18 protein-coding genes are annotated in these 16,864 nt (G+C 71.5%); 11 read left to right on the top strand and 7 right to left on the bottom strand.

All coding sequences use genetic code 11. From position 1 onward, the window contains the following. The first annotated feature begins 3 nt into the window (after positions 1-3). From ACOJV9_RS10515 to ACOJV9_RS10525, 3 genes are all read left to right on the top strand, one after another. On the top strand, positions 4-798 hold the full coding sequence (locus ACOJV9_RS10515) for a hypothetical protein (protein ID WP_420185156.1): 795 nt from the start codon (positions 4-6) through the stop codon (positions 796-798). An 11-nt stretch (positions 799-809) separates the two neighbouring features. Next, the gene (locus tag ACOJV9_RS10520) at positions 810-1,550 is read left to right on the top strand and encodes a class F sortase (protein WP_420185157.1); all 741 of its coding nucleotides are present in this window, start codon (positions 810-812) and stop codon (positions 1,548-1,550) included. Positions 1,551-1,625: 75 nt separating this feature from the next. Next, positions 1,626-2,204 carry an NADPH-dependent FMN reductase gene (locus ACOJV9_RS10525; RefSeq protein WP_420185158.1) on the top strand — a complete coding sequence of 193 codons (579 nt, stop codon included), beginning with the start codon at positions 1,626-1,628 and terminating at the stop codon, positions 2,202-2,204. Here the strand turns inward: ACOJV9_RS10525 and ACOJV9_RS10530 are convergent. Next, positions 2,201-3,064, bottom strand: coding sequence for an SDR family oxidoreductase (locus tag ACOJV9_RS10530; RefSeq protein ID WP_420185159.1), 864 nt, complete (start codon positions 3,062-3,064; stop codon positions 2,201-2,203). The two genes, ACOJV9_RS10525 and ACOJV9_RS10530, sit on opposite strands and share 4 nt — an antisense overlap. A gap of 65 nt (positions 3,065-3,129) precedes the next feature. On the opposite strand from ACOJV9_RS10530, the gene ACOJV9_RS10535 reads away from it, so the two are divergent. From ACOJV9_RS10535 to ACOJV9_RS10545, 3 genes are read left to right on the top strand one after another with little or no spacing between them, the layout of a single operon-like run. Then, positions 3,130-4,620, top strand: coding sequence for an LLM class flavin-dependent oxidoreductase (locus ACOJV9_RS10535; RefSeq protein ID WP_420185160.1), 1,491 nt, complete (start codon positions 3,130-3,132; stop codon positions 4,618-4,620). Further along, positions 4,589-5,269 (top strand): DUF2461 domain-containing protein, encoded by a 681-nt coding sequence (locus tag ACOJV9_RS10540; RefSeq protein ID WP_420185161.1) that lies wholly within the window; start codon positions 4,589-4,591, stop codon positions 5,267-5,269. The genes ACOJV9_RS10535 and ACOJV9_RS10540 overlap by 32 nt, the downstream gene beginning before the upstream one ends. Further along, positions 5,269-5,682: an MmcQ/YjbR family DNA-binding protein gene (locus ACOJV9_RS10545; protein WP_420185162.1), complete on the top strand. Its 414-nt coding sequence runs from the start codon at positions 5,269-5,271 to the stop codon at positions 5,680-5,682. Before ACOJV9_RS10540 ends, ACOJV9_RS10545 begins: the two co-directional genes overlap by 1 nt. A 37-nt stretch (positions 5,683-5,719) precedes the next feature. Here ACOJV9_RS10545 and kynA read toward each other — a convergent pair whose 3' ends face one another. Next, the gene (gene kynA, locus ACOJV9_RS10550; protein ID WP_420185163.1) at positions 5,720-6,589 is read right to left on the bottom strand and encodes a tryptophan 2,3-dioxygenase; all 870 of its coding nucleotides are present in this window, start codon (positions 6,587-6,589) and stop codon (positions 5,720-5,722) included. Positions 6,590-6,643: 54 nt separating this feature from the next. Here kynA and ACOJV9_RS10555 point away from each other — a divergent pair, with 54 nt between their 5' ends. Together ACOJV9_RS10555 and ACOJV9_RS10560 are read left to right on the top strand one after the other, a co-directional pair. Then, positions 6,644-8,422, top strand: a complete 1,779-nt coding sequence (locus tag ACOJV9_RS10555) for an ABC transporter ATP-binding protein (RefSeq protein ID WP_420185164.1) — start codon at positions 6,644-6,646, stop codon at positions 8,420-8,422. Between the two features lie 59 nt (positions 8,423-8,481). Further along, complete coding sequence (locus ACOJV9_RS10560; protein ID WP_420185165.1) at positions 8,482-9,153, top strand: sirohydrochlorin chelatase; 672 nt, start codon at positions 8,482-8,484, stop codon at positions 9,151-9,153. Between the two features lie 165 nt (positions 9,154-9,318). Here ACOJV9_RS10560 and ACOJV9_RS10565 read toward each other — a convergent pair whose 3' ends face one another. Together ACOJV9_RS10565 and ACOJV9_RS10570 are read right to left on the bottom strand one after the other, a co-directional pair. Further along, the gene (locus ACOJV9_RS10565) at positions 9,319-10,404 is read right to left on the bottom strand and encodes a GNAT family N-acetyltransferase (RefSeq protein WP_420185166.1); all 1,086 of its coding nucleotides are present in this window, start codon (positions 10,402-10,404) and stop codon (positions 9,319-9,321) included. Continuing rightward, the gene (locus tag ACOJV9_RS10570) at positions 10,401-11,162 is read right to left on the bottom strand and encodes an HAD-IIA family hydrolase (protein ID WP_420185211.1); all 762 of its coding nucleotides are present in this window, start codon (positions 11,160-11,162) and stop codon (positions 10,401-10,403) included. Before ACOJV9_RS10570 ends, ACOJV9_RS10565 begins: the two co-directional genes overlap by 4 nt. An 83-nt stretch (positions 11,163-11,245) precedes the next feature. On the opposite strand from ACOJV9_RS10570, the gene fumC reads away from it, so the two are divergent. Next, on the top strand, positions 11,246-12,649 hold the full coding sequence (fumC, locus tag ACOJV9_RS10575) for a class II fumarate hydratase (RefSeq protein WP_420185167.1): 1,404 nt from the start codon (positions 11,246-11,248) through the stop codon (positions 12,647-12,649). 22 nt (positions 12,650-12,671) lie between these two features. On the opposite strand, the gene ACOJV9_RS10580 is transcribed toward fumC, so the two are convergent. Beyond that, the gene (locus ACOJV9_RS10580) at positions 12,672-13,097 is read right to left on the bottom strand and encodes a DUF5990 family protein (RefSeq protein ID WP_420185168.1); all 426 of its coding nucleotides are present in this window, start codon (positions 13,095-13,097) and stop codon (positions 12,672-12,674) included. 64 nt (positions 13,098-13,161) lie between these two features. Here ACOJV9_RS10580 and ACOJV9_RS10585 point away from each other — a divergent pair, with 64 nt between their 5' ends. Together ACOJV9_RS10585 and ACOJV9_RS10590 are read left to right on the top strand one after the other, a co-directional pair. Further along, complete coding sequence (locus ACOJV9_RS10585; protein ID WP_420185169.1) at positions 13,162-14,979, top strand: alpha-amylase family glycosyl hydrolase; 1,818 nt, start codon at positions 13,162-13,164, stop codon at positions 14,977-14,979. 44 nt (positions 14,980-15,023) lie between these two features. Continuing rightward, positions 15,024-16,175, top strand: a complete 1,152-nt coding sequence (locus ACOJV9_RS10590; protein WP_420185170.1) for a polyprenyl synthetase family protein — start codon at positions 15,024-15,026, stop codon at positions 16,173-16,175. On the opposite strand, the gene ACOJV9_RS10595 is transcribed toward ACOJV9_RS10590, so the two are convergent. Further along, a complete protein-coding gene (locus ACOJV9_RS10595; RefSeq protein ID WP_420185171.1) occupies positions 16,144-16,503 on the bottom strand; it encodes a lycopene cyclase domain-containing protein in 360 nt (119 codons plus the stop codon). The two genes, ACOJV9_RS10590 and ACOJV9_RS10595, sit on opposite strands and share 32 nt — an antisense overlap. Then, the gene (locus ACOJV9_RS10600) at positions 16,500-16,847 is read right to left on the bottom strand and encodes a lycopene cyclase domain-containing protein (RefSeq protein ID WP_420185172.1); all 348 of its coding nucleotides are present in this window, start codon (positions 16,845-16,847) and stop codon (positions 16,500-16,502) included. The genes ACOJV9_RS10595 and ACOJV9_RS10600 overlap by 4 nt, the downstream gene beginning before the upstream one ends. Positions 16,848-16,864 lie beyond the last annotated feature (17 nt).

Consider the following 16,864-nt stretch of genomic DNA (forward strand, 5'->3'; position numbering starts at 1 on the left):
ACCATGCGATTGACAACGAAGTCCGCCCTGGCCATCCCCGGCTCCGCGTTCCTCATCCTGGCCGGCGCCGCAGGGGCGAGCGCTGAGGAGAGCTACCAGATGGAGCTGACCGACACCTCCGGCAACGAGAGCGGGTCGTCGTCGACGGCCCAGCTGACGGTGGACGGTGACAGCTTCACCATCAAGATCGAGGGCAAGGGGTTCACCCCGAACTCGCCGCACGCCCAGCACTTCCACGGGTCGTTCACCGACGACAAGAAGTTCACCTGCCCGACGTCGGCGGCGGACAAGGACGGAGACGGACAGGTGGACACCGAGGAGGGTCTGCCGATGTACGGCGACGTCATCCTGTCCCTCACGACCAAGGGGGACACCAGCCCGAAGAGCGGACTCGCGATCGACCGCATGCCCGTGGCCGACGCGGACGGCAACCTCTCCTACTCGCGCACCATCGAGCTGCCTGCGGGGGCCGGTGCGAAGCTCAAGAACCTGCACGTCGTGCAGCACGGGCTGGACGCCAACGGCAACGACAAGTACGACCTGGAGGCGCTGGGCGAGTCCAGCTTCGCCAAGTCGCTCGGCGTCAACGGCATCCCGGAGGAGGCCACCAACCCGGCCACCTGCGGCACCGTGACCGGTGCGTCGGCCGGGGAGATGCCCAGTGGCGGCGTCGACACCGGTGACGGCACGACCGGTGGCATCGAGGCGGTCGGCACCTTCGGCCTCGCCGGTGCGGCGTTCGCTGCGGCAGGTGGCGCGCTGATCTACCGTCGCCGCCTCGAGACCGTGCGCGGCTGAGCGGATCTCTCATGTCAGACGACACCATGACCCGCAGCCGGCGCCTCACGGCGTCGGCTGCGGCCGTGGTGGGTTTTGCGGTCCTCGGTGTGGGCGCCACGGGTTTCGCGCTCGCCCAGCAGGAGACCCGGACCCCACCCACCGTGACCGACCACTCAGGCCATGGCGGCACGGCTGCCCCCGGCCCCTCCCCCTCACCGTCCGGGTCGCCGACGGCGCCGGCCGGCGACCCGCACTCCGGTCACGGCGCGAGCGCGGCACCCGCGCCGCAGTACCGGACCGCTCAAGGGCCCCGACTGGAGCGCTCGCGACCCATCCGGGTGACCCTCCCGGAGATCGGGGCCAGCGCGCCGATCATCGACCTGGCTCTCGGCCCCGACAGGCGGATGGAGGTGCCCGACAACGGCACGGATGCCGGATGGTTCACCGGAAGCCCCACGCCCGGTGAGCTCGGACCGGCGATCATCGCCGCCCACGTGACGCACCGGAGCAAGCCTGCGGTGTTCTTCGACCTGGGTGCGATGCGCAAGGGAGACCCGATCGAGGTGACCCGCGAGGACGGCACCACGGCGACGTTCAGCGTCACCGAGGTCGGTCAGTACCCGAAGTCGGACTTCCCCAGCAAGAAGGTCTACGGCTCCGTCGACCGCGCAGCCCTTCGCCTGATCACCTGCGGCGGGGTCCTCGACGGCGAGACCGGAAGCCACGTGGACAACGTCGTGGTCTACGCGCAGCTCACCGAGGCGAACTGACCTCGCACTGACGGCGTGGGCGGCGGAGGGGCCGGCCCACGCCGGCACGGGCAGACTCGGTGCAGACTGACCGACATGTCCACGCCCCTGAAGATCGCCGTCGTCATCGCGTCGTCCCGACCTGAGCGGGCTGGACCCACGGTGGCCGACTGGGTGATGGAGGGGACCCGCAACCGCCAGTCGGCGACGTACGAGCTCGTCGACCTCGCCCGGCAGGACCTGCCCAACCTCGATGAGCCGGAACCGGCCAGCTCGGGCACCTACACCCGGGCGCACACGCAGGCATGGGCCGCGCGGGTCGCCGCGTTCGACGCCTTCGTGTTCGTCACCCCCGAGTACAACCACGGCATACCCGGGCAGCTCAAGAACGCCCTCGACTTCCTCTACGCGGAGTGGAACGACAAGGTCGCCGGCATCGTCTGCTACGGCAGCAACGGCGGGTTCCGTGCTGCCGAGCAGCTCAAGCTCAGCCTCAACGAGCTCCAGGTCGCCGTCGTGCGGGCACAGGTCGAGCTGTCGACCTACGACGACATGGATCCCTCCGGGGCGATGAGCCCGCGCGAGTACCAGAGCGCGAAGCGCAGGACCATGCTCGCCGCCGTCGAGCGCTGGGGCGGAGCGATGCGCCGTCTGCGCGAGAGCGTCCCGGCCTAGAAGACCGGACGCCCGCCGGTGACACCCACGACCGTCCCGGAGACGTAGCTCGCCTCGTCCGAGGCGAGGAAGACGTAGGCCGCGGCGACCTCGACGGGGTGACCCGCGCGGCCCAGTGGGGTGTCGCTGCCGAAGCCCTCGACCTTCTTCTCCGACATCGTCGCAGGGATGAGCGGGGTCCAGATCGGGCCCGGCGCCACGGCGTTGACCCTGACCCCACGCGGCCCGAGCTCGCCGGCGAGGTTGACGACCAGGTTGTTGAGCGCGGCCTTGGTCGCGGCGTAGTCCAGCAGCTGCCCGGACGGCTCGTAGGCCTGGATCGAGGTCGTGACGATCACCGACCCGCCGTCCTGCTCGAGGTCCTTGGCCAGCGCCTGGACGAGCCAGAACGTCGAGAAGACGTTGGTGGCGAAGGTCTGCTTGATCTGCTCCGGCGGGAAGGCCTCGAGGTCGTCGAACGTCATCTGGTAGGCCGCGTTGCAGACGAGCACGTCCAGCCCGCCGAGGACCTCCACGGCGTCCCTGGCCAGCTGCTGGTTGGCGGCGAGCTCGGTGAGGTCGGTCGCGAAGAGGTGCGCGGTGCCGCCACCCCCGCTGATGACCTTCACGGTGTCCTCGGCGTCGGCCTGCTCCTGCGGCAGGTGCGCGATGGCCACCGACGCGCCCTCCTTGGCCATGGTGATCGCAACGGCGCGACCGATGCCGGAGTCGCCACCGGTGACGAGGACCCGCTTGCCCTCGAGACGGTTCCGCGAGGTCCAGGACGTCTCACCGTGGTCCGGTGCCGGTGTCAGCTCCTCGGTGGTGCCGGGCCAGTCCTGCGTCTGGCTGGGGATCTCGGTGAGCTCCGGGCGCGTCATGGGTCCTCCTGGGGTCGGTGGTTGTCACGTCCTGTCCTACCCAGCCTGCCCTGTGACAATGCCTCATGCCCGACTACGGTCTCGACCTCGAGTTCGGCATCTTCCCGAGCCCCGACGCCACACGCCACCGCGAGGTGCTCGAGCTGGCGCAGCTCGCCGACGTCCTCGGGCTGGAGCACGTCAGCATCCAGGACCACCCCTACCAGGCCGCCCACCTCGACACCTGGACGCTGCTCTCGCTGATCGGGTCGCGCACGAACCAGGTCCGGCTCTCCACCAACGTGGCCAACCTCCCGCTCCGGCCTCCGGTCGTGCTGGCCAAGGCGGCGGCCACCCTCGACGTCCTCACCGGTGGTCGCGTCGAGCTCGGCCTGGGGGCCGGGGCGTTCTGGGACGGGATCGTGGCGGCGGGAGGTCGGCGGCTGACCCCCGGGGAGTCCGTGGACGCGCTGGCCGAGGCGATCACGGTGATGCGTGGCTTCTGGGCGGGCGAGCCGGGGCGCTTCGAGGGGAGGCACTACTCGAGCCGCGGGCTGCGGCCCGGGCCGCGACCGGTGCACCACATCCCCGTGTGGCTCGGTGCCTACAAGCCCCGCATGATCCGCCTCACCGCGCGCGTCGCCGACGCGTGGGTGCCGAGCATGGGCTACGCCGACCCCCCGGCCCTGCCGGACCTCAACGCCCGGCTCGACGACGCCGCCGTCGCGGCCGGCCGGGCCCCGCAGGACATCCGCCGGATCTACAACGTCTTCGGCCGGTTCGGCGCGAGCTCGGATCTTCTCCGGGGCACGCCGAAGGACTGGGCGGAGCAGCTCACCGACCTCGCCGTGGGTATCGGTATGAGCACCTTCATCGTCGGCGCCGAGGACCCGGGATTCGTGCGCCGCTTCGCCGAGGAGGTCGTCCCCCTCACCCGTGAGCTCGTCGCCGCCGAGCGGGAGGGTGACACGGAGGAGCGCACCCCCGCCGAGGACATGACGAGGCACGTGCCGAAGGACCTGTCGGACGGTGCACCGGCGAGCATCTCGACGGGGTCGGTCCGACGCTTCACGCCCCAGCAGCTGGCGATCCCGGCACATCTCGTCGAGGTCCACGACCACCTGCGCGCCGAGCTCGAGCAGGTGCGCGACATCGTCCGTCAGGTCCGTGAGGGCCACGCGAGCGTCGGCACCGCACGGTCGGCCATCAGCACGATGACGATGCGTCAGAACAACTGGACGCTCGGGGCCTACTGCGAGTCCTACTGCCGCATCGTCACCGGCCACCACACCAACGAGGACCTCGGGATGTTCCCGCACCTCCTGCGCTCGGACCCGACGCTCCGACCCGTGCTCACCCGCCTGCACGACGAGCACGAGGTCATCGCACAGCTCCTCGACGGCCTCGACCGGGCACTGGTCGCGCTGGTGGCCGAGCCCGGGCACGAGAGCTCGGGGCAGCGTCCGCTCGACGCGCTGTCTGACGCCCTCGACGACCTGTCCGACTCCCTGCTGGCCCACCTGACCTACGAGGAGGAGGCGCTCCATGACCCGCTCGCCGTCCACGGCTTCGGCTGACGTCCCCGGCATCCCGCTCGACGCCGCCGAGTTCTACCGCACGCTCGAGGAGTCGAACTCCCGGGAGTGGTGGGTCGCCCACAAGGAGCGGTATGCCGTGAGCGTCCGTGAGCCCATGGCCCACCTCGGTGACGTGCTCACCGAGGAGTTCGGTGAGCCGAAGCTCTTCCGACCGAACCGGGACGTGCGCTTCAGCAAGGACAAGTCGCCCTACAAGAACCACCAGGGACTGTTCGTCCCGACCTCCGCCCGGATGGGCTGGTACGTCCAGATCGGGGCCGACGGGCTCCGGACCGCCGGCGGCTTCTATGCCTCCGCGTCCGACCAGGTGGCTCGCTACCGCACCTCGGTGGCGGACGACATCGCCGGCGACCGGCTCGTCGCGGTCGTCGCGACGTTGTCGGACAACGGTTTCGAGATCGGCGGCGACGTCCTCGCGACCCGACCACGCGGCATACCCGCAGACCATCCACGGCTCGAGCTGCTGCGGCACCGGACCCTCACCGCGTCACGGGACCACGGCACTCCCGAGTGGCTGGAGTCCGACGAGGTCGCGGACCGGGTGCGCTCGGACTGGGTGGCCCTGCGGCCGCTCGTCGAGTGGTGCGACCAGTACGTCGGCGCGAGCGAGCTGCCCGGGCGGCGGTGATGACCCGCCGCGCCAGACCGAGCGACGTCGACGAGATCGCCGGCGCGCTGCCCGGGGCCGAGCTCGGCATCTCGTGGGGCGACCGACCGACGTGGAAGGTGCGTGGCAAGGGGTTCCTGCTCTACCGGATGCCGCACAGGACGGCCGTCGACCCCGAGACCGGGCAGATGTGGGACGACCTGCTCGTCGTGTTCGCCCCCGACATGGGTGCCAAGGAGGCGCTCGTGCAGGGGGACAACCCGTTCTTCGACATCCCGCACTTCCGGAACCACCCCGGGGTGCTCGTCCAGCTGTCCCGCCTCGACGAGATCGACCGGGACGAGCTCGAGGAGGTCATCACCGAGGCGTGGGCGGCGCAGGCCCCCAAGAAGCTCGTCCGCGAGCACCTCGGCCCCGACCCGTCGGGTGCGTGAACGGTCACCGACGCCGACGCCCTGCGTCGGTCGGCGGTCAGGAGGGGGTCGATCCGATGGCCGTGCGCACCGAGAACAGCTCGGGGAAGAAGGTGAGCTCCAGCGCGCGCTGGAGGAAGCCGACGCCGCTGGACCCGCCGGTCCCGGTCTTCATCCCGATGACCCGCTGCACCGTCTTGAGGTGCCGGAAGCGCCACAGCTGGAAGTTGTCCTCGAGGTCGACGAGCTCCTCGCACGCCTCGTAGACGTCCCAGTGGCCTTCTGCGTCCTCGTAGATCCCGGTGAAGAGGCGCACGAGGTCCTCGTTCGGGACGTGCGCGACGGTGACGTCGCGGTCGAGGACCTCGCGCGGGACGGCATACCCCCGCCTCGCGAGGTGGCGCAGGAACTCGTCGTAGATGCTCGGCGACTCGAGGAGCTCCTCGAGCATCGCGTGCGCCTTCGGGTCCGCCTCGTGGACCTTGAGCATGCCGCGGTGCTTGTTGCCGAGCATGAACTCGACCCCGCGGTACTGCCAGGACTGGAAGCCCGACGCATGGCCGAGGTAGCCGCGGAACTGGCTGTACTCGGTCGGTGTGAGGGTGGCGAGCACCGACCACTGGTCGGTCAGCGTGCGCTGGATGTGCTTGACACGGGCGATGCGCTTGAGCGCGACGCGCATCTCATCGGCGGCGAGCAGGGCTGCGGCGGAACGCAGCTCGTGCAGGACCAGCTTGAGCCAGAGCTCCGACGTCTGGTGCTGGATGATGAAGAGCATCTCGTCGTGGTGCTCGGGGTCGCTCACCGGGTGCTGGGCGCTGAGGAGCTCGTCGATCGCGAGGTAGGAGCCGTAGCTCATCTCCTTCGCGAAGTCGGTGTGGATGCCCGCCTCGATCGGCCGGGTGTTGCCCTTCGACGTCTCGCTCATGCGCCAACAGTAGGGCGATGCCGCGTCGACCCCTTCGCGACCTATGGTTTCCCGGTGACCCGTCTCGCCGCCCCGGACCGTCCGCTCAGCGCCCTCTGGGAGAGGCACCGGCGCTACCGCGGGCGTCTCGTCGCCGCCGTGACGATGTCGACCGTCAACAAGGTGGCCGACGTCGTGCCCGAGCTGCTCATCGGGGCCGCAGTGGACGTCGTCGTGCGCGGGACCGACTCGTACGTCGGCACCCTGCTCGGCGTCGAGTCCCGCTACGCCCAGCTGGCCTGGCTCGCCGCGATCAACGTCGTCGTCTGGGTCATCGAGTCGCTGTCGCAGTACGTCGCCGACGTGCTCTGGCGAGGCCTGGCCCAGGGCATCGAGCACGACCTGCGGGTGGAGGCCTACGACCACGCGCAGCACCTCGACATGTCGTGGCACGAGGGCCGGGCGAGCGGGACGACGCTCGCGACGCTCAACGACGACGTCAACCAGCTCGAGCGGTTCCTCGACGTCGGTGCGCCCGCGATCCTCCAGACGGCGCTCAACGTGCTGATCGTCGGGGCGGTCTTCGCGGCGGCGAGCGGTCAGCTCTTCGTCCTCGCGTTCCTGCCGATCCCGCTCGTCATCGGCGGGTCGATGCTCTTCCAGCGCCGGCTGGAGCCGCTCTACGCGCGGGTCCGCGAGACCGTCTCGGACCTCTCCGGTGCCCTGAGCGCCAACCTCGCCGGCATCTCGACGATCAAGGCGTTCACCGCGGAGTCCCGTGAGCGGGACCGGATCGCGACCCTCTCCACGGCCTACCGGCAGGCCAACGTCGATGCGATCCGGTCGAGCGCGGCGTTCGTCCCGCTCGTGCGGATGGCCATCCTCGCCGGCTTCACCTGCACCCTCCTCTTCGGCGGATGGGCGACCCTGCGCGGCGACCTCGAGGTGGGGCTGTACTCGGTGCTCGTCTTCATGACCCAGCGGCTGCTCTGGCCGCTCACCGAGGTGGCGACCGTGCTCGACCTCTACCAGCGCGGGCGGGCCTCGGCGAGCCGGATCCTGCGCCTGCTCGACGAGCCGGTCACCGTCCCCGCCGGGACGGGCGCGCTGCAGCGCCCGGTCCGCGGCGCCGTCGAGCTGCGCGGGGTGAGAGCGGGGTACGGCGAGGGTCCGGAGATCCTCCACGGCATCGACATGGTCATCCCCGCGGGCCAGACCCACGCCGTCGTCGGGTCCACCGGTGCGGGCAAGTCCACGCTGCTCCGGCTCGTCCTGCGCTTCGACGACCCCCGGGACGGGGCCGTGCTGCTCGACGGCCGGGACGTGCGCGAGCTCGACTGGGACTCGCTGCGCGGGTCGATGGGCTACGTCGCCCAGGACGTCTACATCTTCTCCGGGTCGATCGCCGAGAACATCGCGTACGGCCGCCCCGACGCCAGCCCGGAGGAGATCCGCGAGGCCGCGGTGGCCGCTGCCGCCGTGGACTTCATCGAGGCCCTGCCCGCGGGGTTCGACTCGCTGCTCGGGGAGCGGGGGGTCAACCTGTCGGGCGGCCAGCGGCAGCGCGTGGCGCTGGCCCGGGCCCTCCTGCGCGACCCCGCCGTGCTCGTCCTCGACGAGGCGACGAGCGCCGTCGACAACGAGACCGAGGCGGCCATCCAGGCGTCGCTGCGACGGGCGACGCTCGACCGCACCGCGATCGTCGTCGCCCACCGGTTGTCGACCGTCCGGCACGCCCACCGGATCTGGGTCCTCGACGCCGGGCGGGTGGCCGAGGCGGGCACCCACGACGAGCTGCTGGCGACCGGCGGCATCTATGCGTCGCTGTGGAAGGTGCAGACCGGCGAGCTCTGAGGGGTCCACCGGCTGGCGAGGGACGGACGGACGTTCCGGCGTGTGCTGGACTGGCACGCATGGAGCAGAGCGCCGTCGTCCTCGTCGCCCACGGGACCCGGGACCCCCGAGGCGCCGACACGGTGCGTCGCCTCGCGGACCGCGTGGCCGAGTCGCTGCCCGCGCGCGAGGTGCGCCTGGCCTACGTCGACGTCCAGGAGCCGCTCGTCGGCGAGGTCCTCGACGACGTCATGACCCGCCACGCGTCGGCGGTCGTCGTGCCGCTCCTGCTGAGCCGCGGCTTCCACGTCGACGTCGACATTGCGGACGCGGTCGCCGCGCACCCGGGCTCGCGCGCTGTCGCCCAGCTCGGCCCCGACCCTCTCCTGGCGGAGCGCATGGTGCAGGGACTCCGGGCGGAAGGCGTGCCGCCCACGGCACACGTCGTCCTGGCCGCGGCGGGGTCCAGCAGGACCGAGGCGGCCGAGGACGTCGAGGTGGCCGCGGACCAGCTCGCGGACCGGTGGGACGGCCCGGTGACCGTCGCCTACGCCGCCGGCACGCCCCCCACGGTCCCCGACGCGGTCACCGCCGCCCGGGCCGACCGTGCGAGCACGGTCGCGGTGGCGTCCTACCTCCTGGCCGAGGGCTTCTTCCACGACCGGCTCGCCGACGCGGGAGCCGACCACGTCACCCCGCCGCTCGGTGACGACGACGCCGTCCTCGCCGTCGTCCTGTCCCGCCTCTCCTGACGCCAGGCGCCAAGCCGGAACCGTCGCCGCGCCAGCCCCCGACCACCACTTTTCGACCAATAGGTCACGAATTGCCCGAGAGCGCCGACACGTCGTGACCTATTGGTCGAAAGCTGCGCGGGCACGACGGGACGGGGTGGGTGCCGCCGTCAAGGGTGGGGAGGGTCAGGTGGTGATGTCGCGGTGCCAGGACTCCGTCCGGTATGCCGTGACCCAGCCCATCGCGCCGTAGAGCCCGTCCGCGCCCGTGGGCGAGTCGGCGTCGACCTCCAGGCCCACCCGGTTGTGCCCCCGCTCGGCGGCGTCGCGGATGACGGTGTGCAGCAACGACTTCGCGACCCCACGTCCACGGGACAGTCGGTGCACGCCGATGTAGTCGACGTAGCTGCCGAGGGCGCCGGTGGCGTCGGGCGACAGGATCGTCGCGACGAGCGCGCCACCGGGCACGACCTCGCCGTCGACCTCGACCTCGGCGATCCACCAGTGGTCCCAGCGGTGACCGGGGTCCTCGCGCAGACGCGACAGGAACTCGGGGAAGGACTCGCGATAGCTGTTGAAGTGGTCGGCGAACGACTCCTCCAGCATGCGGTGCACCGTCTGCAGGTCGGCGGCGACCGGGAGACCGTTGTCGTGCTTGGCCACTCGCCGGATGCTCACTCCCTCACGCGGCCCGGGCAGGGCGCCGGCCTGCGCCTCCTCGGGGCGCACCGGTCGCGACATCTGCAACCAGGTGCGGGTCCGGCGGTAGCCGGCCGCGGCCAGCCAACGACGCTGACGCTCGTCGTCGGCGTACGCGCCCGAGTCGAGCTGGGTGCCATGGAGGTCGCGACCGGTGGCGATGACCCGTCCGGCCTCCTCCGACCAGGCAAACAGCGAGGTGGCGAGGAGGCCGGCGTCGTTCTCCGACAGCGTCTCCGTGTCCACCAGCACCTCGACGAGCGTCCGCCCGGCGGCCCGGTCGTGGATCGACGCCCAGCCGACGATGCGGCCGCCGGTGTCGGTGACGACCGCCTGGTGGCGCGTCCACGACCCGGTCCCGGCGACGTTGCTCTCGACCGCGTCGACGTCGACCGACCCCCACCCCTTGGCCGTCCGCTGGTGCGCCTCGGACAGGGCCACGAGGGCGGCCACGTCCTCACCCGACGGGACGCGCGCGACCCAGCCGTCCGGCATACCGGAGAGATCGGGCAGGCCGGACTGGTGGGGCGGGATCACGGTCTCGGACAACGGGTCCGGCGTCGGGTCGGTCACGCGATCGGCCCGCCGCTCTCGACGAGCGGCACGAGGTCGGCGATGGACTCCAGCACCGCGGTCGGCCGGTAGGGGAAGAGCTCGACCTGTGCCGGAGTCGTCGACCCGGTGAGGACGAGCACGGTCCGCAGCCCGGCCTCGAGGCCGGACACGACGTCGGTGTCCATGCGGTCGCCGATCATCACCGTCGACTCCGAATGTGCGTCGAGCCGGTTGAGGGCGCTGCGCATCATGAGCGGGTTCGGCTTGCCGACGTAGTAGGGCTGGCGCCCGGTCGCCGTCGAGATCAGCGCGGCCACCGACCCGGTGGCCGGGAGGATGCCCTCGGGGGACGGTCCGCTGACGTCGGGGTTGGTCGCGATGAACCGCGCGCCCCTCTCGATGAGGCGGATCGCCTGGGTGATCTGCTCGAACGAGTACGTGCGCGTCTCACCGAGGACGACGTAGTCGGGCTTGCGGCTGGTGAGGATGTAGCCGACGTCGTGCAGCGCGGTGGTGAGACCGGCCTCGCCGACGACGTAGGCCGTCCCCTGCGGTCGCTGGTCGGACAGCAACTGTGCCGTCGCCATCGCGGAGGTCCAGATCGCCTCCTCCGGCACGTCGATGCCGCTCGCGAGCAGTCGGGCCCGCAGGTCCCGGGCGGTGTAGATCGAGTTGTTCGTGAGGACGAGGAACGGGCGACCGGCGGCCTGCAGCGCGGCGAGGAAGTCGGCGGCCCCGGGGATCGCATGCTCCTCGTGCACGAGGACGCCGTCCATGTCGGTGAGCCAGGTCTCGATCGGCTGACCCGTCACTGCGATGCCTCTGTCATGCCGCCATTGTCGCGCCTTACGGTGGAGGCATGGCGCAACCGACCGCACACCGCACCGAATCCGACACGATGGGGACCATCGAGGTCCCCGCCGAGGCCTACTGGGGCGCACAGACCCAGCGCAGCATCGAGAACTTCGACATCGGGCGCGACACGTTCGTGTGGGGTCGCCCCATGATCCGAGCCCTCGGCATCCTCAAGAAGGCTGCGGCACAGGCGAACGGCGAGCTCGGCGAGCTCCCCGCCGAAGTCGCCGACCTCGTCGCGCGCGCCGCCGACGACGTCATCTCCGGCTCGCTGGACGCGCAGTTCCCGCTCGTCGTCTTCCAGACCGGGTCTGGCACGCAGTCCAACATGAACGCGAACGAGGTCGTGTCCAACCGGGCGATCGAGATCGCCGGGGGCGAGCGCGGGTCCAAGACCCCGGTCCACCCCAACGACCACGTCAACCGCGGCCAGTCGAGCAACGACACCTTCCCGACGGCCATGCACATCGCCGTCGTCCTCGAGGTCGTCGAGCGCCTGGAGCCGGCGGTGGCGGAGCTGCGCGCGGTCCTCGACGAGAAGCGGACGGCATACGCCGACGTCGTCATGGTCGGGCGAACCCACCTGCAGGACGCGACCCCGGTGACGCTCGGGCAGGTCTTCGGCGGCTGGGTCGCGCAGGTCGACGAGGCGATGCTCGCGCTGTCGTATGCCGTCGAGTCGGCTCGCGCGCTCGCCATCGGCGGCACGGCGGTCGGCACGGGGCTCAACGCCCACCCGGAGTTCGGGCGGCTCGCGGCCGAGAAGATCGCGGCGGAGACGGGGCAGGCCTTCCGCCAGGCTCCCGACCTCTTCGCGGCGCTGTCCGCCCACGACGCCCTGGTCGGGGTCAGCGCCGGCCTGCGCACGCTCGGCGGCGTCCTCATGAAGCTCGCCAACGACGTCCGCTGGTACGCCTCCGGCCCGCGAAACGGCCTGGGCGAGCTGCGGATCCCCGAGAACGAGCCGGGCAGCTCGATCATGCCGGGCAAGGTCAACCCGACCCAGGCCGAGGCACTGACGATGGTCGCGACGCGGGTGTTCGGCAACGACGCGACCGTGGCGTTCGCCGGCTCGCAGGGCAACTTCCAGCTCAACGTCTACAAGCCGGTCATGGCGCATGCGGTGCTCGAGTCGATCCGCCTGCTCGCCGACGGCTGCCGCTCCTTCACGGCGCACTGCGCCCGCGGGATCGAGCCGAACGCGGAGCGGATCGAGGCCAACCTCGAGAGCAACCTCATGCTCGTCACGGCGCTCAACCGCCACATCGGCTACGACAAGGCTGCCGCCATCGCCAAGAACGCGCACAAGCAGGGCCTCAGCCTGCGCGAGTCGGCGCTCGCCTCGGGCCACGTCACCGGCGAGCAGTTCGACGAGTGGGTCGTCCCGGAGGACATGACGCACCCCTGAGGTCGGACCCCGGGCCTTCCGGTCAGCGACGGACCAGGGTCCAGCGGATCATGGGCGGGCGCACGGCGGCGCAGACCGGGCCGCCGTGCGCGTCGGTGAGGGGCAGGCGTGCCTCGAGCACCGCGCCGGGCCGCGACGTCGCCATCTCGGCCGGGTCGAGGACGCCGAGCAGCAGCTTGGCGCGGCGGTCGGTGACGAACCCGGCGCCGTCGTCGTGGCCCCAGCAGAGATAGAGGAAGCGATCACCGCGGCGTCCGTGGACCCACGGCCCGCGGTAGTCGATGCCGTCCGGGGTGACGGTCACGTCGAGCTCGGCCGCGAAGGTCATCGTGCTGCCGTCGACCTGGCGTCGCCCGGGCACCTCCCGCCCACGCTGGAGGCCGACGAGGACCTCGCGTCCGGCGACCACCGGCGCCGGCAGCGACGAACCCACGACGCGCACGTCCATGTCGCCATCCTGCCGTGTGCCGACGGAGGAGCCGAGGGTCGGCACCCCGCACTAGGTTGACGCCATGGACTTCACCGCTCCCTCCCCCCACGCCGGCATGGGCGCGGTCCCGGTCGACGCCGGCGTGACCTTCCGGGTCTGGGCCCCGCACGCGACCCAGGTGTGGGTCATCGGCGACTTCAACGGCTGGGACAGCGGCAACAACCCGGTGCTGGCCCGCGACGGTGACGGGTCCTCCGAGCTGTGGTCGGTGCACGTGCCGGGCGCCAAGGCCGGGCAGGAGTACCAGTTCCAGCTCGACACCGGCTCCGAGGTCGTGTGGCGCGCCGACCCCTACGCCCGCCAGATGACGAGCTCGGTGGGCAACTCCGTCGTCTACGACCCGGCGGGCTTCGACTGGGGTGGACACGAGTTCCGTATGCCGGAGTGGGACGACGTCGTCATCTACGAGCTGCACATCGGGACCTTCTCCGGCGACGGGCAGTCGCGGGGGAGCTTCGACTCGGCGATCCACCGGCTCGACCACCTGCGCGACCTCGGCGTCTCCGTCATCCAGGTGATGCCCCCGTTCGAGTACGCCGGTGACATCTCCTGGGGCTACAACCCCAGCCACATGTTTGCGGTCGAGTCCGGCTACGGCGGACCCGACGCGTTCAAGGCGTTCATCAAGGCGGCACACGAGCACGGCATGGCCGTCATCGTCGACGTCGTCCACAACCACATCGGCCCCTCCGACCTCGACCTCTGGCGCTTCGACGGATGGCACGAGAACGACGGCGGTGGCATCTACTTCTACAACGACCACCGCGCGCAGACCCCGTGGGGCGCCACCCGGCCCGACTACGGCCGGCCCGAGGTGCGCGGCTTCCTGCGGGACAGCGCCATGCTCTGGCTCGAGGAGTTCCGGTGCGACGGCCTGCGGTTCGACGCCACCGGCTTCATCCGCTCGATCCACGGCGCCACCTGGGACGAGGGCTCAGTGATCGAGGACGGCAACGACTACCTCGCCTGGCTCACCACCGAGGTCCGCAACGCCCAGCCGTGGAAGCTCCTCATCGCCGAGGACCTCCAGGACGACCCGGGCGTCACCCAGCTCCCCGAGCAGGGCGGTCTGGGGTTCCACGCGCAGTGGGACGCCGGCTTCGTGCACCCGGTCCGCAAGGCGCTGACCGAGCTGAGCGACGAGCACCGCGACATGGGCGCCGTCGGCCGGGCGATCCTGGGCGAGGGCCGCGGGCCGGCGGGGACGAGGGTCGTCTACACCGAGTCCCACGACGAGGTCGCCAACGGCAAGACCCGCTTGCCGGAGGCTGTCGCGCCCGGCGACGCCGACTCGTGGGCGGCCAAGAAGCGGGCGGCGCTCGGCTTCGTCACCGTGATGTGCGCACCAGGCATACCGATGCTCTTCCAGGGTCAGGAGTTCCTCGAGGACCGCTGGTTCGACGACTCGGTCGCCCTCGACTGGGGCAAGTCCGACCTCCACGACGGCATCGTGGCGCTGCACCGCGACCTCATCCAGCTGCGCCGCAACGCCGACCACGTCAGCCGCGGCCTGCGCGGGGCGGGCGCGAGCCTGCTCCGGGTGGACGACGACGCCAAGCTCTTGGCGGTGCACCGCTGGGCCGAGGGCGGCGTCCACGACGACACCGTCGTCGTCCTCAACTTCTCGACCCGGGTGCACGACGCCCTGCCCTTGGGGCTGCCCTTCCCCGGCCTGTGGAAGGTCCGGTTCAACTCGGACTCGCCGCACTACGCCCCGGAGTTCGGTGGCATGGACGCGTTCGACGTCGAGGCGGACGGGCCGGCCATGGACGGCTGCGAGCAGAGCGCCGTGCTCATGCTCGGCCCCTACAGCGCGGTGGTCCTCACCCGGGAGGCCTGAGCCTGCTCTCCTGACGTGCGATTTTCGACAGGTACCGTGTCGTCATGCCCGCCCTCGGTCCCTCCTCGGTGAGGAGCACCGTGGGGCTCGCCCCCGCGGACCTGAGCGCCGTCGACGAGGCGCTCGTGCGCACGGTCGAGGAGCAGGCGCAGGCACTCTCGGCCGTGAGCGACGAGCTGACCGACCTCCTCGGCGCGGTCCGCGCGCTCATGGTGGGCGGCAAGCGGCTGCGTGCGGCGTTCTGCGTGTGGGGCGCCCGCGGCGTGACGGGTCACTCGTCCGCTGCCGACGGGCACCCGGCCGCCGGTCCGGCACCCGCCGGCCCCGGAGTGGTGGAGGCTGCCGCCGCCCTGGAGATGTTCCACCTCGGGGCCCTGGTCCACGACGACGTCATGGACCGCAGCGCCCTGCGACGGGGCGTGCCCACCGTGCACCGCAGCTTCGCCGACCTCCACCGCACCTCCGGGGCCTCGGGTGACGCCGACGCGTTCGGTGACTCCGTCGCCGTGCTGGTCGGGGACCTCTGCTTCACCTGGGCCGACGACCTCCTCGACCGGGCCGCGCGGGCCTGCCTCGCGGCGGGTCGGGAGGCAGCCGGCGCGCACGCCCGGGTCGTCTGGGAGCGCATGCGGACCCAGACCCTCGCCGGTCAGTACCTCGACCTCGTGGCGCAGAGCCGCCCGGACACGACCGCGTCCGCGGCCACCGCCGTCCTGCACTACAAGAGCGCCAAGTACACCGTCGAGCACCCGCTCATGCTCGGAGGCGCACTCGCCGGTGCCCCCGACGCCCTGCTCGACGCCTACGCGGCGTTCGGGCTGTGCGTCGGCGAGGCGTTCCAGCTGCGCGACGACGTCCTGGGCGTCTTCGGCGAGTCGACGGTCACCGGCAAGTCCACGTTCGACGACGTCCGCGAGGGCAAGCGGACGATGCTCGTGGCCTATGCCGAGGAGGCGGCCACGCCCGAGCAGCTGGTGCAGCTGCGTCGGCGCCTCGGGGACGAGGACCTCGACGCCGAGGGCCTCGCGGCGGTGCGCACGCTGCTCACCGACACCGGCGCCCTCGACCGCGTCGAGGCGCGCATCGAGGAGACGGTGACGCAGGCCCTCGCCGGTCTCGAGCGCATGCCGGTGCCTCAGGACGCGCGTGAGGCTCTGGCCGAGCTCACCGAGGCGAGCGTCTGGAGGACCGCATGAGGGCCGGGTGCGGGCCCGGCCCAGGCTCGGCCTGGACCCCGCGACAGCCCCACCAGACCCACCAGATCATCGACTGGGCCACGAGGCCGAACCCGAAGAGGAAGTCCTCCACCGGGGCGTGCCCGACCCGCCACCCGAGGATCGACCCCTCGTCGTACCGGAAGACCCCCCGAGACGTGAGCCACTCGTTGGTGAGCAGCTGGAAGAACAGGACGATCGCATACGACACCCAGAAGGCGCGACGGGTCAGCAGCCGGGTGCGCAGCACCCAGAGGTCGAGCACGACCGTGACGGCGATGCCGAGCAGGGAGGCCTCGGTGTGGCTCACGGTTCCTCCCGCGGGAGCTCGTCGCCCACCGGCCACGCCCGCCCGCGCACGCTCCGCACGGCCTCCAGGGTCATGACGGAGGCCAGCGGCACGACGATGAAGAAGAGGATCTCCTCGAGCGGTAGACCGGCCAGCCCGACCCCGAGCGTGAGCGACTCGTCGAACGACCAGTGCCCCGCCCGCACCGCCGCGACGTCCCACACCGCGAACGGCAGCCCCACGCACAGCAGGACCAGCCCGAGCCGCCGCAGCCGCGCGTACACGCGGGTGCGCAGCAGGATCTCGAGCGGCAGCGTGACGACGACGACGAAGGCCAGCATGACGGCATACGTCAGCTCCTCCATGGCGTCATCCTCCCCGA

The sequence above is a fragment of the Knoellia terrae genome (genome assembly GCF_048606435.1).
GTDB lineage: Bacteria > Actinomycetota > Actinomycetes > Actinomycetales > Dermatophilaceae > Knoellia > Knoellia terrae.